The organism is Robertmurraya mangrovi (assembly GCF_034427655.1).
GTDB classification, from domain to species: Bacteria; Bacillota; Bacilli; order Bacillales; family Cytobacillaceae; genus Robertmurraya_A; species Robertmurraya_A mangrovi.
The window spans coordinates 126,239-140,207 of record NZ_JAXOFX010000004.1 but is presented as its reverse complement, the minus strand read 5'-3'; the positions used below and the strand labels follow the sequence as shown (position 1 = coordinate 140,207).

The 13,969-nt window shown below is 36.8% G+C and carries 14 protein-coding genes; 4 read left to right on the top strand and 10 right to left on the bottom strand.

Annotated elements, in window-relative coordinates; all coding sequences use genetic code 11:
* The first annotated feature begins 247 nt into the window (after positions 1 to 247).
* Complete coding sequence (gene cls / locus SM124_RS08425) at positions 248 to 1,447, top strand: cardiolipin synthase (protein WP_322446070.1); 1,200 nt, start codon at positions 248 to 250, stop codon at positions 1,445 to 1,447.
* Positions 1,448 to 1,484: 37 nt separating this feature from the next.
* Entirely contained in the window at positions 1,485 to 2,441 is a 957-nt protein-coding gene (gene uvsE, locus SM124_RS08420; protein ID WP_322446069.1) for a UV DNA damage repair endonuclease UvsE, read from the top strand.
* Between the two features lie 25 nt (positions 2,442 to 2,466).
* On the opposite strand, the gene SM124_RS08415 is transcribed toward uvsE, so the two are convergent.
* From SM124_RS08415 to speE, 5 genes are all read right to left on the bottom strand, one after another.
* Complete coding sequence (locus SM124_RS08415; RefSeq protein WP_322446068.1) at positions 2,467 to 2,646, bottom strand: DUF1427 family protein; 180 nt, start codon at positions 2,644 to 2,646, stop codon at positions 2,467 to 2,469.
* Between the two features lie 130 nt (positions 2,647 to 2,776).
* The gene (argS, locus tag SM124_RS08410) at positions 2,777 to 4,447 is read right to left on the bottom strand and encodes an arginine--tRNA ligase (protein WP_322446067.1); all 1,671 of its coding nucleotides are present in this window, start codon (positions 4,445 to 4,447) and stop codon (positions 2,777 to 2,779) included.
* 3 nt (positions 4,448 to 4,450) lie between these two features.
* A complete protein-coding gene (locus SM124_RS08405) occupies positions 4,451 to 4,891 on the bottom strand; it encodes a YwiB family protein (RefSeq protein WP_322446066.1) in 441 nt (146 codons plus the stop codon).
* 192 nt (positions 4,892 to 5,083) lie between these two features.
* On the bottom strand, positions 5,084 to 5,956 hold the full coding sequence (speB, locus tag SM124_RS08400; protein WP_322446065.1) for an agmatinase: 873 nt from the start codon (positions 5,954 to 5,956) through the stop codon (positions 5,084 to 5,086).
* Positions 5,957 to 6,023: 67 nt separating this feature from the next.
* Positions 6,024 to 6,851 (bottom strand): polyamine aminopropyltransferase, encoded by an 828-nt coding sequence (speE, locus tag SM124_RS08395; protein WP_407691388.1) that lies wholly within the window; start codon positions 6,849 to 6,851, stop codon positions 6,024 to 6,026.
* Positions 6,852 to 7,145: 294 nt separating this feature from the next.
* On the opposite strand from speE, the gene SM124_RS08390 reads away from it, so the two are divergent.
* A complete protein-coding gene (locus tag SM124_RS08390; protein WP_322446063.1) occupies positions 7,146 to 9,221 on the top strand; it encodes a transglycosylase domain-containing protein in 2,076 nt (691 codons plus the stop codon).
* A 245-nt stretch (positions 9,222 to 9,466) separates the two neighbouring features.
* Here the strand turns inward: SM124_RS08390 and SM124_RS08385 are convergent, their stop codons facing one another.
* Together SM124_RS08385 and SM124_RS08380 are read right to left on the bottom strand one after the other, a co-directional pair.
* Entirely contained in the window at positions 9,467 to 9,976 is a 510-nt protein-coding gene (locus SM124_RS08385) for a YwhD family protein (protein ID WP_322446062.1), read from the bottom strand.
* A 223-nt stretch (positions 9,977 to 10,199) separates the two neighbouring features.
* Entirely contained in the window at positions 10,200 to 10,856 is a 657-nt protein-coding gene (locus SM124_RS08380; RefSeq protein ID WP_322446061.1) for a site-2 protease family protein, read from the bottom strand.
* A 262-nt stretch (positions 10,857 to 11,118) separates the two neighbouring features.
* Between SM124_RS08380 and thmT the strand changes: the two genes are divergently transcribed.
* The gene (gene thmT / locus SM124_RS08375; protein WP_322446060.1) at positions 11,119 to 11,304 is read left to right on the top strand and encodes a 2-hydroxymuconate tautomerase; all 186 of its coding nucleotides are present in this window, start codon (positions 11,119 to 11,121) and stop codon (positions 11,302 to 11,304) included.
* 20 nt (positions 11,305 to 11,324) lie between these two features.
* On the opposite strand, the gene SM124_RS08370 is transcribed toward thmT, so the two are convergent.
* The 3 genes from SM124_RS08370 to SM124_RS08360 form a co-directional block, all read right to left on the bottom strand.
* Positions 11,325 to 11,837 (bottom strand): YwgA family protein, encoded by a 513-nt coding sequence (locus SM124_RS08370; RefSeq protein ID WP_322446293.1) that lies wholly within the window; start codon positions 11,835 to 11,837, stop codon positions 11,325 to 11,327.
* Positions 11,838 to 11,906: 69 nt separating this feature from the next.
* Complete coding sequence (locus tag SM124_RS08365; RefSeq protein ID WP_322446059.1) at positions 11,907 to 13,205, bottom strand: HD domain-containing protein; 1,299 nt, start codon at positions 13,203 to 13,205, stop codon at positions 11,907 to 11,909.
* A gap of 279 nt (positions 13,206 to 13,484) precedes the next feature.
* The gene (locus tag SM124_RS08360) at positions 13,485 to 13,709 is read right to left on the bottom strand and encodes a YuzB family protein (protein ID WP_322446058.1); all 225 of its coding nucleotides are present in this window, start codon (positions 13,707 to 13,709) and stop codon (positions 13,485 to 13,487) included.
* Positions 13,710 to 13,969: the final 260 nt, after the last annotated feature.

Below are 13,969 nucleotides of genomic sequence, written 5' to 3'. Positions count from 1 at the left end.
GAAATTTTCTGAATTTATTTCTAATTCCATTATATAATGAATGAGCATTCAGTCAACCAATTTTTATTGATTTTATAATTGTTTTAGATGAAAACTTGTTTAACAAATCTATTCAGATTAGGTAATCAATATGTATGCGGTTACAAAGTATTCTACTAAGAGCTTCCTTATATAGCACATTCATTCATAGAAGATGATAAAACGGACAAAATATAGTCAAACCAACTGAGGGGAGAATCTAAGATTTATGGCCTTAGCAATCATTGTTGCAGTTCTCTTGCTGATTGGACTTCTCTTGTTTCTTGACTATAAATTTGGGAGAAAAAAACACCTGTCAGCTATTAATCGTAAAAATTACCCGATTCGAGAAAGCAACTTTGAGATTTTTACAGGTGGCCCAGAATTATTTGAGGATTTATTTTCTGAACTCAGGAAAGCTGAAAAGCATATTCATATTCTATTTTACATCGTAAAGGACGATCCCGTCAGCAAAGAATTTTTATCAATTTTAAAAGAGAGAGCCAAAAATGGTGTTGAAGTCCGTCTACTACTGGATTGGTTAGGGAGTTTTAGTGTTAAAAATTCCATCGTAAAAGAGTTAAAAGATGATGGTGTGAAGTTTGCCTTTTGCCATGTTCTTAAATTTCCCTTCCTCTTTTACTCATCTCAAGTGAGAAACCACCGCAAGATTACCGTTATCGACGGAAAAATGGGTTATATAGGTGGATTTAATATTGGGAAGGAATACATCAACATGGATCCGAAACTTTGCCCTTGGAGAGATTATCATTTGAAAATCATGGGTGAAGGGGTTCATGATTTACAACGAGAGTTTTTAAAAGATTGGCGTGAAGAAAGGAAGGAAAACCTTCTGCAAGATAGTATTTATTTTCCGATGCTACCAAAGGGCCAATCGAGACATCAAATTATTCCTTCTGAAGGGTTTTACCTAGAAGAAACCTTCAGTGGACTCATTCGTAAGGCGGAAAAATCTATCATGATTGGTACTCCATACTTCATACCAAGTACAAAAATTTTGAAGGATTTATTAGATGCTTTAGATCGTGGTGTCCACATCACTTTACTTGTCCCATATAAATCAGATCATGCATTAGTCCAGGAAGCTTCCCACCCTTATTTAAGAGAAATATTGAAAAAAGGCGCTGATGTTCATCAGTATTTAAAAGGGTTCTACCATGCAAAAGTATTATTTATTGATGATAATATCTGTGACATTGGCACGGCAAACTTTGATAAAAGAAGCTTATTTTTAAACCATGAAATAAATTGCTATATATTCGATAAAAACTTAATAGATAAACTAAAAGCTGTCATTGAGAAGGATATTTTAGATTCGAAGGTGTTAACATTGGAGGAATTAAACCGGTTTAAGCTTAGTACATCCATAAAAGAAGCTATCGCACGACCTATCTCCCACTTTTTATAAACACTCATAAACTGGCTAGATAAAGGAGATTTGTTCAATGAAAATTCGCTTTGGATATGTCTCCACTGCTATAAGCTTATGGGAGGCATCTCCCGCTAGAGCCCTTACTTTTACTCGATATAAACAGCTGCCTGAGGAAGAGAGAAATGAGCGACTTCACTGGGTGACAGCTCAGAACATTCAAAACACGCTAAGAATGGTCCACTATAATATCGCTCATGAAATACAGCTATACAGACTCTCAAGTTCCATTGCTCCTCTATCCACCCATCCAGAAGTAAATTGGGATTTTGTCGAACCTTTTCGTCAAGAATGGTTGGAATTAGGAAACCTAATAAAAAAGACACATATGCGCGTCAGTTTTCATCCCAATCAATATACCTTGTTTACCTCTACAAGAAAGGAAGTTACAGACAACGCGGTCATAGATATGGATTACCATTATCGAATGCTTGGAGCTATGGGATTGGAAGACGAGGGTATTATTAATATTCATATCGGCGGGGCTTATGGAGATAAAGAGGAAACAATTAAAAGATTTCATAACAATTTAAAAAAATTACCTCAGCATATCAAAAACAGAATGACACTAGAAAATGATGATAAAACCTATACTACCGATGAGACTTTAGCGGTTTGTTTAAAAGAAGATATCCCTCTAGTATTTGATTACCATCACCATATGGCGAATTGTTGTGTTACACCATTAGAAGAGACATTGCCGATGATTTTTAAAACGTGGGAACGTGTAGGACTGAGACCGAAAATTCATATTTCCTCTCCTAAATCTGAAAAGGAATTCAGACCTCATGCTGACTATGTAGATTTAGAGTTCATCATGCCGTTGTTAGAGATACTAAAGTCACTGAAAGTTGATGTTGACTTTATGATTGAGGCGAAAAAGAAAGATCAAGCAGCACTGAAACTTGTTGAGGATGTTAGTAAAATAAGAGGGGTTAAACGGATTGGCGGGGCGATGATTGAATGGAAATAGAAAAAGCGGCCAAAGCCGCTTTTTCCTATTTCCAAAGAGTTTGAAGCCATGGAGCAACTTGCTCATATGCTTTGAAACCTAAATAAATACCGACTATCCCCATTATACCAGGAAGAGCAGGTGGCGCTGGGATAGGTAATTTTAATAAAGCAAATATAAATCCTACAATAAATCCAGTAATAACGGCTAAAATGGCAAGTTTCATATGATCCTCCTCATTGACTACAATCCATACTATAGCTATTCCCCACTTAAAGGGTTTGAATGAGAAAAAGGCATCTAAAATTTTCAGATGCCTTTTTATATTATGATTGTTTTCGTTATTTATTAGAAATTTACATTCTTTCCGGTGCTGAAACTCCAATTAGAGAGAGTGCATTTTTCAATGTCGTTTGAACGGTTTTAATTAATGCTAAACGTGCTTTTGTTCGGTCAACATTCTCTGCATCTAACACTTTTTCAGCATTGTAAAAACTATGGAAAGTAGATGCTAGTTCATAAATGTAATTTGTAATGCGGTGAGGCATTCTTTTTAGAGCTGCTTCTGCAACAGCCTGAGGGAATTCCCCTAGCTTTTTAAGCAATTCGATTTCTTTTTCCGCTCCAATTAAAGAGAAGTCTGCATCGAGGTCCGCTTGATACCCTTGCTCTTCTCCTTGGCGAAGAATACTTGAGATACGTGCATGTGCGTACTGAGCATAATAAACAGGGTTTTCGTTAGACTGCGAAACCGCTAAGTCTAAGTCAAAATCCATGTGAGTATCCGCACTTCTCATCGCAAAGAAATAACGTACTGCATCTAGACCTACTTCTTCCACTAGGTCACGCATCGTAACGGCTTTACCTGTACGTTTACTCATCTTCATTTTCTCACCGTTTTTATATAGGTGAACGAGTTGAATGATTTCTACTTCAAGTGCGTCGCGCCCATAACCTAAAGCCTCAATAGCCGCTTTCATACGTGGGATATAACCGTGATGGTCTGCACCCCAAATGTTGATTAGCTTTTCAAAGCCACGCTCTAATTTATCTTTATGGTAAGCGATATCAGGCGTTAAATATGTATAAGAGCCATCCTGCTTAATTAATACACGGTTTTTATCATCACCTAATTCCATTGAGCGGAACCAAGTTGCACCGTCTTCTTCATAAATATGACCATTTTCTTTTAGTGCATTTAATGCCGTTTCAATTTTTCCGTTATGGTATAAAGAAGTTTCTGAGTACCATACATCAAAAGGTACACGGAAGTCCTCTAGATCCTTTTTCAGCTTAGCCATTTCGTACTTTAATCCGTATTCACGGAAAAAATCGAAACGTTCTTGTTCATCCATTTCAACATATTTATCGCCAAACTCTTCTGCTAGTTTTTTACCGATTCCAATAATATCTTCTCCGTGGTAACCATCTGCCGGCATTTCTTTTTCCATTCCTAAAGCTTGGAAATATCGAGCTTCAACCGAGTATGCAAGATTATTGATCTGGTTCCCAGCGTCATTAATATAATATTCACGAGAAACATCATAGCCTGCTTTAGCTAGAACGTTACATAATGAGTCACCTACTGCCGCTCCACGTGCATGTCCAAGGTGAAGATCTCCTGTTGGGTTTGCTGAAACGAACTCGACTTGGATCTTTTGATTGTTTCCGACCGTCGTTTCACCGTAGTTGTCGCCAGCTTTTAATATCGTTGGAATCAAATCAGTTAAAAAGCTATTATTCATATAAAAATTAATAAAGCCAGGACCAGCGATTTCCATTTTTTCAATAGACGCCTTTGACTGGTCAAAGTTTTCTACAATCGCTTCTGCTATCATACGAGGAGCTTTTTTAGCCACTCTAGCTAATTGCATAGCCATATTAGTAGAGTAATCTCCATGAGCCTTTTCCTTAGGAACTTCTAAAATAACGTCTGCAATTTGGTCTTCTGTTGCAAGATTTGCTTTTAAGACAGCTGCTTTAATTTCTTCTTTGAGCTTCAATTGGACTTGCTCGACAATATTCATTTCCTACTTTTCCTCCTCAAAGGTAATTTCCATGTGATATGTACCCGCATTAGAGCCTTGCATATTCAATTCATATAGTAAATCCACTAGACCCTTGTTTGTCTCTTCATTGTAAGAGTGGTTTAGTCGCTTTGTTCTTGTTGTAAGTTCCATTTGACCAAAAGGAGTTTCGTATCTTCCTCTTAGCTTCTTTTCTTTTTGAAATACCATTCGCATAGAAACGGCTCCTGAACGGAGAATTAACACTTCTTCTTCTGACACTTTTACAATGGATTTAATCGTACCCTCTTCCATTACTTCTTCGTATTGAAGAAAAGAGGAGCCATTCTTTTCATAGTATCGGCCAAATGTCGTCAATTCAAAAGTTTCTTTCTCATTTCCATTCCGAATCGATGTATGTACTTTTATCTTCACAGGTTTTTGTTCCGCTGGACTAATGGACAACGGTCACACTTCCTTTATCAATAAGCTAGTTTAACTTAATTAGTATAAAGATTTTGATGGGTAAGTGCAAATGTTACTGGTGACAGGCACCTGTAATCATTTTGTCATACATTTAGTTTTAAAAAAACACAAAAAAGCACCTGTAATATTACGATCACATTACAGGTGCCTGTCACCTAAAATATCAATTATCTATTTAACCCATCCTAAAATCATTTCGCGGATTAGTTTGCTTGCTGTGTTAGCTGTTTGTTCAGATACGTCATAGATTGGTGCTACTTCTACTAAGTCTGCTCCAACTACATTTACTTCTGAACGAGCAATTTCATGGATAGAAGCTAAAAGCTCTCTAGATGTGATTCCTCCAGCATCTACTGTACCTGTACCCGGTGCATGAGCTGGGTCAAGAACGTCGATATCAATGGTTACATAGACAGGGCGTCCAGCAAGAGTTGGTAGAATTTCTTTTAATGGTTGGTGAACATCAAATTTAGAAATATGCATACCCACTTGTTTTGCCCATTCGAATTCTTCCTTCATTCCAGAGCGAATTCCAAAAGAATAAACGTTTGTTGGTCCGATTAATTCTGCCACTTTACGAATTGGAGTAGAGTGAGATAATGGCTCTCCCTCATAATGCTCACGTAAATCGGTATGAGCATCCATGTGGATAATCGCTAAATCTGGGTACTTTTTGTACATAGCTTTCATTACAGGCCATGATACTAAGTGCTCCCCACCCATTCCTAGTGGAAACTTACCTGCTGCCAATAATTGATCCACGAATTCCTCGATTGTATCTAAGCTCTTTTGTGGGTTACCGAATGGTAATGGAATATCTCCCGCATCAAAGTATTTAACATCTTCTAATTCACGATCTAAATAAGCACTGTACTCTTCTAATCCAATCGATACTTCACGGATACGAGTAGGGCCAAAACGAGAACCTGGACGATAGCTAACCGTCCAATCCATTGGCATTCCGTAAAGAACCGCTTTACTTTCCTCAAAGCTAGGATGACTCTTAATAAACACGTTACCAGAATAAGCTTCATCAAAACGCATCTTACATACCTCCATTAAAGGGGGACTGACCCCCACTGCTTTACTGTGTTAAAGAGGGTCTGACCCCTTATTTTACTAAGTCTTGTACGAATTTCGGTAATACGAAAGCTGCTTTGTGCAGTTCTTTAGTGTAGTACTTCGTGTCGATTTCATGGAAACGCTCTTCACTTACTTCTAGTGGATCATGCTTTTTAGATCCTAATGTGAATGCCCACATACCACTTGGATATGTTGGAATGTTAGCAATGTAAAGTCTAGTAATTGGGAAGATTTCTTTAACGTCTCTTTGAACCGTGCTAATTAAATCAGCTTTAAACCATGGGTTGTCTGATTGTGCAACGAAAATCCCATCTTCTTTTAACGCTTTAGAGATACCAGCGTAGAAACCTTTTGTAAATAGGTTTACCGCAGGACCTACTGGCTCAGTAGAATCTACCATGATAACGTCATACACGTTTTCACTTTGAGCGATATGCATGAAGCCGTCATCTACTTTTACTTCTACACGTGCGTCATCTAACATACCAGCGATTTCTGGAAGGTACTTTTTCGAATACTCGATTACTTTTCCGTCGATTTCAACAAGTGTCGCTTTTTTTACACTTGGGTGCTTTAATACTTCACGGATTACTCCTCCGTCACCACCACCAACAACAAGAACGTTCTCAGGGTTTGGGTGAGTAAATAAAGGAATATGTGCAACCATTTCGTGGTATACGAACTCATCTTTAATAGATGTCATAACCATGTCATCTAAAAGAAGCATGTTGCCCCACTCTTCTGTTTCTACCATATCTAATTTTTGAAATTCTGTTTGTTCCGTATGTAATGTGCGTTTCACTTTCATTGTAATTCCAAAGTTCTCAGTTTGCTTTTCAGTAAACCATAATCCCATTTCATTCATCCTTTCAGACTAAATTATAATTTTATACTTCCCTAACATTTCAAATACAAACATATTTGTAAGGAGCCAATTTGTAAATCTATAGGCCCTAAATCATCTGCATGATTAACTTTGTTGTATTAAATCATCAAAAACTTCTAAACAAAAAAAGTATAGATGAATCTAGCAAAAAATCAAGAAAAAATTTCTTTTTTTGCTCAATGTTTAAAAAACACCTAAATATTTCATACTGATAGAAAGTCTTAATGTCTATTTTTCACTTTACAAGGAAAGAGGTGATTTGCATTGGAACTGATGACCGACCATCGTTTTAGGCGTACGATCAAATACTTAAGAGCTCTATTAATTATAGGCTTGTTTTGTCTTTCTATTGGTTTACTCTTGTTCATTGGGATTTTAGTCTATGCTAAGATTCTTGGTCCACCTCCACTTGCTGTCCCTCAATCTACCCTTTATTTCTCTGATGATGGGACTGTGATTGGTGAGAGCAACAATGGTGAGAAACGATACTGGGTTGAACTAGAAGAAATATCACCAAAACTAATAGAAGCCACCATTGCCATAGAAGATAAAACCTATTACAAACATAATGGATTTGATTATAAAAGAATTGCTGGTGCTGCCTTAGCTGACATTAAAGCGCGAGCTAAAGTTCAGGGAGCAAGTACGATCAGTCAACAATATGCTAGGAATCTTTTCCTTGAGCATGAAAAAACGTGGAAAAGAAAATTTCTAGAGGCCTTTTATACCATTAGATTAGAAATGAACTACACGAAAGATCAGATACTAGAAGGATATCTAAATACCATCTATTACGGTAAAGGAGCTTATGGTATTCAGGCAGCTAGCCAGTATTATTTTGGCAAGGATGCGAACTCGTTATCCTTAGGTGAGGCTACTGTGCTTGCCGGGATTCCCAAGGGGCCAAGTATTTATTCCCCACTAGCTTCTTTAGAACGATCCAAGCAAAGACAAGAAATTATCTTGAACGTAATGGTTAAAAACGGATTTATTACTAGAGAAGAAGCAAATGCTGCTTTACGTGAGAAACTAGTTATCATTGGAAAGCATTCACTTGATTCAGTAGATTTTGCCCCTTACTTTCAAGATGCCGTTCGACAAGCATTAAAAAATGTATTGAACATTGATGAGCGAACGATAGAGCTCGGAGGACTTAAGATATATACGACACTTGATTTAGAGCAGCAAAAAATTGCGGAAGAAACCATTGAAAAGTACATTTCTTCTGATTCTGAAATTCAAGTGGGTATGGTGTCTATGGACCCGAAAACTGGACAGGTAAAAGCGATGGTTGGCGGAAGAGACTATGTTAAAAGTCCTTTTAATCGTGCAGTACAAGCGGTTCGCCAGCCCGGTTCTACTATGAAGCCATTGTTGTATTACACTGCTTTAGAGCAAGGCTTTACACCTTCTTCCACGATGCGTAGCGAGGTGACCACCTTTAAGTTTCAGGATAACCGGCCTGAATATACACCTCATAATTTTAATAATTTATACGCAAATGATGACATCACGATGGCACAAGCACTTGCTCTCTCTGACAATGTGTATGCTGTTAAAACCCATCTATTTCTTGGAGAAGAAACACTAGTAGAAACAGCTAAAAAGTTTGGTATATCCTCTAAGATGGCTAAGGTACCATCCCTTGCACTAGGCACATCTGGTGTAAGAGTGATTGAGATGGCTAATGCGTATAGTATCATCGCTAATGGCGGTAAAAAAGTAACTCCTACTCTAATTAAAAAAGTAGAAAACCATAAAGGTGAAGTAATTTACGAGAAAGAGCAGATTAACGAGCCGATTTTACGTCCTGAAGAAGCTTTTGTCATGACTCATATGATGACAGGGATTTTTGATCGGAAGCTAAATGGTTATTCGAATGTTACAGGAAGTACGGTTGTTAATAACATGACACGCATGTATGCAGGGAAATCAGGTAGTACAGAAACAGACAGTTGGATGATTGGATACACTCCACAGCTTGTAACAGCTGTATGGACGGGTTTTGATAAAGGTAAGCCTATTCAGTTGTCCTCTGAAAAAACGTACGCAAAAAATATTTGGATTAATTTTATGGAATCCGCTCTAGAAGGAGAACCTGTTAAAACTTTTAAAGCTCCAAAGGGAACTGTAGGAGTCTATGTTAATCCACAAAATGGATTACTTGCAACAGAGGATTGCCCCGTTAAGCGATTAACCTATTTTGTTGCTGGAACTGAACCGACTGAGTACTGCATTGACCATATCGAGGGTGTAAAAGAAGAGCCTGAGCATAAAAAAGAGAAGAACAAAAAAGAAAAAATCCCTTGGTACAAAAAGCTATTCAAGTGGGGCTCCTAACGATACTTTTTTAGAAAAATAACTTAATGTCAGCAAAATACAAACAAAAAACCTCGGGTGAAAATTCACCCGAGGTTTTTCGTGTCCTAGCTTTATAGCGTGTTTACGCTGTTTAATAGTTTACTTTTTTTATTAGAAATCGGCAAGTACCTTGCATTTTAAATTCGAAAAACTGTCACATTTTCGTCAAATTTTTGGATAATTTTCCTTTTACACTTGAAAAAATATTATTCTAGGTTTTACGTTCAAACGTGAAGGTCATCTTTTAATTTTTGTTCGGATCTTTCCCACATTCCTAAATCATGGTTTCGTAAAAATGATGATAATATCTCTTTTGCTTTCGCATCCATGTGATCAACAATGATATGACGTTTTATTGATTTATCCAATCGATTCACATGTTCAGGAAGAGACTTATACCCTCTACGAATTTCTCTATCTACAGTCATCTCACATGCAGTAATACCAGCATAATAAGGACCTTCCACTTTTCGGTCGATTGTAACCCAGACTAACCAATATGGCTTTCCGTTCGGTACTTCATCTTTATTAGGTAGGAACTTAATCCCTTTTTCTACCACACTTCTCGCGTGCATGGCACCAACATCCACTACCGCTTCCCCAGCTTCGACATCGATAATAACAGGTGATACGTTTTCTAAGCTTAAGGCTCCTCCACCGAAGCCACCATGGCCATCTGTTGGATCATTTTTAATGATATTAAATCCGATATTCTTTTTCTTTTTTTCTTCCATAATGAAAACATCCTCCAATTACAAGTTAAGGTTTTGGCTCTTTGAAGTTTGAGTATTGATTTCCGCTCCTGGTGCTAGCTTTCCGCGGGGCGGTCGGGGAGCCTCCTCGGTGCTATCGCACCTGTGGGGTCTCCCCTGTACCGCTGCTCCCGCAGGAGTCAAGCACCATCCGCTCCAATCAATACTGTCTATAAATCAAAATTGTTCTCTAGTAGAGTTAAAATTATATAAACAATCCATAAAAGAAATCATTCAGTCCGTTTATGACAAAAGGTAATACCGTTCTAAAGATGGGCTGAATGGTGTATTGATCAAGTGGTGTGATAACAAGAATTAAAAAGATGACAATCCCGTATTGTTCGTATTGTGTCATCTTAGCCCTGATATTTACTGGGGCTAAGTCTTCTATGATCCTATATCCATCAAGAGGTGGAAGAGGTAGTAAATTAAATATAAATAAAACGATATTTAATTTAATAAAAATATTTAAAAACTCGGGAATATACGATGGAATGGACTCCCCTAGTCCCGTCCCTAGTGCACTATACCACAACACAAATCCAATTATAGCTAGCACTAAATTACTTAATGGACCTGCAATCGAAACTAAAACACCAGCTAACCTGGGGTTTTTAAAGAAAAAGCGGTTAACAGGTACCGGACGTGCCCATCCAAACCCTGCGATAAATATTAGGATAGTACCGAATGGATCTAAATGTTTTATTGGGTTAAGGGTAATTCTCCCTTGATTCTTTGCTGTAGGATCACCAAATTTATAGGCAACATAAGCATGTGCAAATTCATGAACCGTGAAGGCGATAATTAATGTTAAGGCTACGTATGGTATTTCCCTTAACGAAAACGCCAAAAATTGTTCCAATCAAAAACCCCCTTACTTACTTGTATGATATAAATTATTGTTATTATAACCCACCCGTTATTGATGACTTTTCAACTAAAAGTATACAGGAAACTTACCTCTATAGCCATTTTCTAACCTATTTACTCCTCTAAGTTTTGCCATTAGAATTCTCTCCGAAACATAAAGTTTATTTTAATAAAAGTACAAATCTTGCACATTATAGAAAAATATGAAAAACTACATTTTAAGACCAACATCATTTTTTCAAGGAGAGATAATCATGCCATATGTTACAGTGAAGATGTTAGAAGGACGCACAGAGGATCAAAAAAAAGCTTTAGTTGAAAAAGTTACTGCTGTAGTAAGTGAAACTACTGGAGCTCCTGAAGATAAAGTCGTAGTATTTATTGAAGAAATGTCAAAAAATCATTATGCAGTCGCTGGTAAAAGGTTAAGTGATCAATAAAAAGAAAAGCTAAACCCCCATTAGTGGTGAGGTTTAGCTTTTTCCTTTAGGTCTTCAATATATTCATAAGCTTGGTCAATTTCTTCATCTGTATATTTTTGTTTACTTTTTAACGTAAAGATTTTTTCGGCTACTTCATCTTTACTTAAGTTATCAAAATATAAAACAGTTGAAACCAGTTCCAAGAATCTAGCATTTTGAACATTCATATCCGTTAGACAGGTGTCTAAACTAGGCATCTCTACTTGATTAAGAGATAAAAATTCTTTTCCTGATTCCGTTAAGTTATAGCGGTATTGGAAATAACCGCCCTTTTTTTCTTTCACTTCTTCCACAAATCCCATATTGCATAGTTCCTCTATTCTTAATGTTAATTCTTCAGAATAGGGTCCATAAAAATGAAATTGAAATCTCTCTTGAAAAGGAAAAGTAATTTTCTTAGCTATATAAATCATCTTCTGCAGTTTTTTTCGTCCAATGATTTCCCCAGAAACAGCAAAAGCTTGCATCAACTTTGCATGGTCTTTTAACAAAATAAACATCTCCTACTCCAAACTATTTATCCATCCGTAGGCTAGTGTTACCCCTTAGTATGTAAGGTTCTATATTTCTAAAAGCGTACGAATTTGTTTCTTTATATTTTTTTTAGAAGATTCATCTGTAATTAAGTCATATGGAAAATAGAGTTTATGATCGGTCCGTCTTTTACCAGAAATTGCATCGACAATCTCTGATTCTCTAGAAAGCTCTCTAATGTCACCGTTTTTCATTAACAAGTGAATAGGTAATCTCTCTTCTTCTTCCCCAGGGCGATAAAAGTCATATGGGAGGTCAGATGATGAGTCCACCACTAAATAATACTCTGGCTCTAGTCCTGCTTTTGAAAACAGAGTGGATAACTCTGCTAACTTCTTATATTCTTTTGCAGGATCAAACTCCACGTATTTATAAAGATTCCTATCCATGAAACGTTGGCACAAATCCCTTAGAATATTGTCTTCTTCTTCTTGCCATATTTGGAAATAGTACAGCATGATGGCTTCGTCTAATTTTAAATAGTCTTCTAATGTTGTTTTACCAGCAAAGAGGCTATAAAAGTGAATGGGCTCATATTTAAATGAATAGTTTTGTCCGTGTAAGTCTTTGGCTCTATGCAGAATCTTTGTTAAAATGACCTCTGCACTTCGCGTAACAGGGTGGAAATAAACCTGCCAATACATTTGGTAGCGACTCATAATATAATCTTCAACCGCATGCATTCCACTATGTTTAATCACTACCTGATCTTCTTTCGGCCGCATAACACGCAAAATTCGCTCCATATCAAAATGCCCATAACTTACTCCTGTAAAATAAGCATCTCGCTGAAGATAATCCATTCGATCAGCGTCGATTTGGCTTGATATTAAACTAACAACTAGTTTATTGTGGTACGTTTTAGCGATAACTTCCGCTACTTGTTTAGGAAAGTTAGGATGCACTTTTGTTAGTACCTTATTAACTTCAGTGTTTCCCAGTACAATTTCTTGAGTGAAGTGTTCATGATCGAGGTCAAAAACTTTTTCAAATGAGTGGGAAAATGGGCCATGTCCTAAGTCATGTAACAGTGCTGCACAAAGGGAAAGCAATCGCTCCTCTTTGCTCCATTCTGGTCTATCAAAAAAGACATCATCCACAATTCTGCGAATAATTTCATATACTCCTAGAGAATGATTAAATCGACTGTGCTCCGCTCCATGAAAGGTTAAATAGGTAGTACCCAGCTGCTTAATTCTTCTTAGTCGTTGAAATTCCTTCGTCCCTATAAGATCCCAAATCACCCTATCACGCACATGGATATAGCGATGGACAGGATCTTTAAACACCTTTTCTTCGCTTAATTTTTCTGTGGAGTATCCCATTTTCTGCCCTCTCCCTATCTATCTTGTTTAAAGCTCTAACCTAAAGGTTAGCAAAGGGGATTAACATAATAAAAACCATTTTCTATACTCTCTATTATAGCCTGATTTTTCTTACAAATCATCACAAATTCCGAATAATTCCATTTGATTTCGACAAAAATAACCAAACTACTTTTTCTAGCTATTATATATAATGAATGAATTAATAGTTTCTAACAGAAAAATAAAACACCATAAAAAATAAAAAACCACCTAAAACAAAATAGTTAAAGGCGATTTTTACTTTTTAAGCTTTTTATTAATTTTATCCATTAGTTCCTCTTCTGTTAAAGCTGCTAGTGGACGGTTATTAACAAACGCAAATGTCTTTTTACGTCCCGGACCACAATAAGATTGGCAACCAATATCAATGGTCGCTTCTGAGTCTATTTCTTTCAATCGAGGAATTAACGTCTTAAGGTTAACTGCTTGACAGTCATCGCAAACGCGGAATTCATTTGCCATATTTACAACCCCTTCTACGCTGTAACTAAAAGCATCAATCTATTTATACCAATGATCGTTGCTTCTAAGAGCTTTTAGCCTACACGGTATTTTACATTTTATTGCTTACTATTGCAAGCTGTAATCTTTAGCAGATTTTCTATATGACTCCTCCCTCTTTTTTCTCATTACCATTAATCTTCCCATTTCTAAAAAAATCACCCTCTACTTATTAGAAAAAAATCTACTATCCTTTTAAACACTTTGTATAAAGTTCTGTC

Coding starts and splice junctions, on each gene's coding strand:
- speE (WP_407691388.1), bottom strand. CDS start 6,851: ATGGGATTATGGTTTACTGAAAAGCAAACTGAGAACTTTGGAATTACA.
- thmT (WP_322446060.1), top strand. CDS start 11,119: ATGCCATATGTTACAGTGAAGATGTTAGAAGGACGCACAGAGGATCAA.
- speB (WP_322446065.1), bottom strand. CDS start 5,956: ATGCGTTTTGATGAAGCTTATTCTGGTAACGTGTTTATTAAGAGTCAT.
- cls (WP_322446070.1), top strand. CDS start 248: ATGGCCTTAGCAATCATTGTTGCAGTTCTCTTGCTGATTGGACTTCTC.
- SM124_RS08360 (WP_322446058.1), bottom strand. CDS start 13,709: ATGGCAAATGAATTCCGCGTTTGCGATGACTGTCAAGCAGTTAACCTT.
- SM124_RS08415 (WP_322446068.1), bottom strand. CDS start 2,646: ATGAAACTTGCCATTTTAGCCGTTATTACTGGATTTATTGTAGGATTT.
- argS (WP_322446067.1), bottom strand. CDS start 4,447: ATGAATATTGTCGAGCAAGTCCAATTGAAGCTCAAAGAAGAAATTAAA.
- uvsE (WP_322446069.1), top strand. CDS start 1,485: ATGAAAATTCGCTTTGGATATGTCTCCACTGCTATAAGCTTATGGGAG.
- SM124_RS08385 (WP_322446062.1), bottom strand. CDS start 9,976: ATGGAAGAAAAAAAGAAAAAGAATATCGGATTTAATATCATTAAAAAT.
- SM124_RS08365 (WP_322446059.1), bottom strand. CDS start 13,205: ATGGGATACTCCACAGAAAAATTAAGCGAAGAAAAGGTGTTTAAAGAT.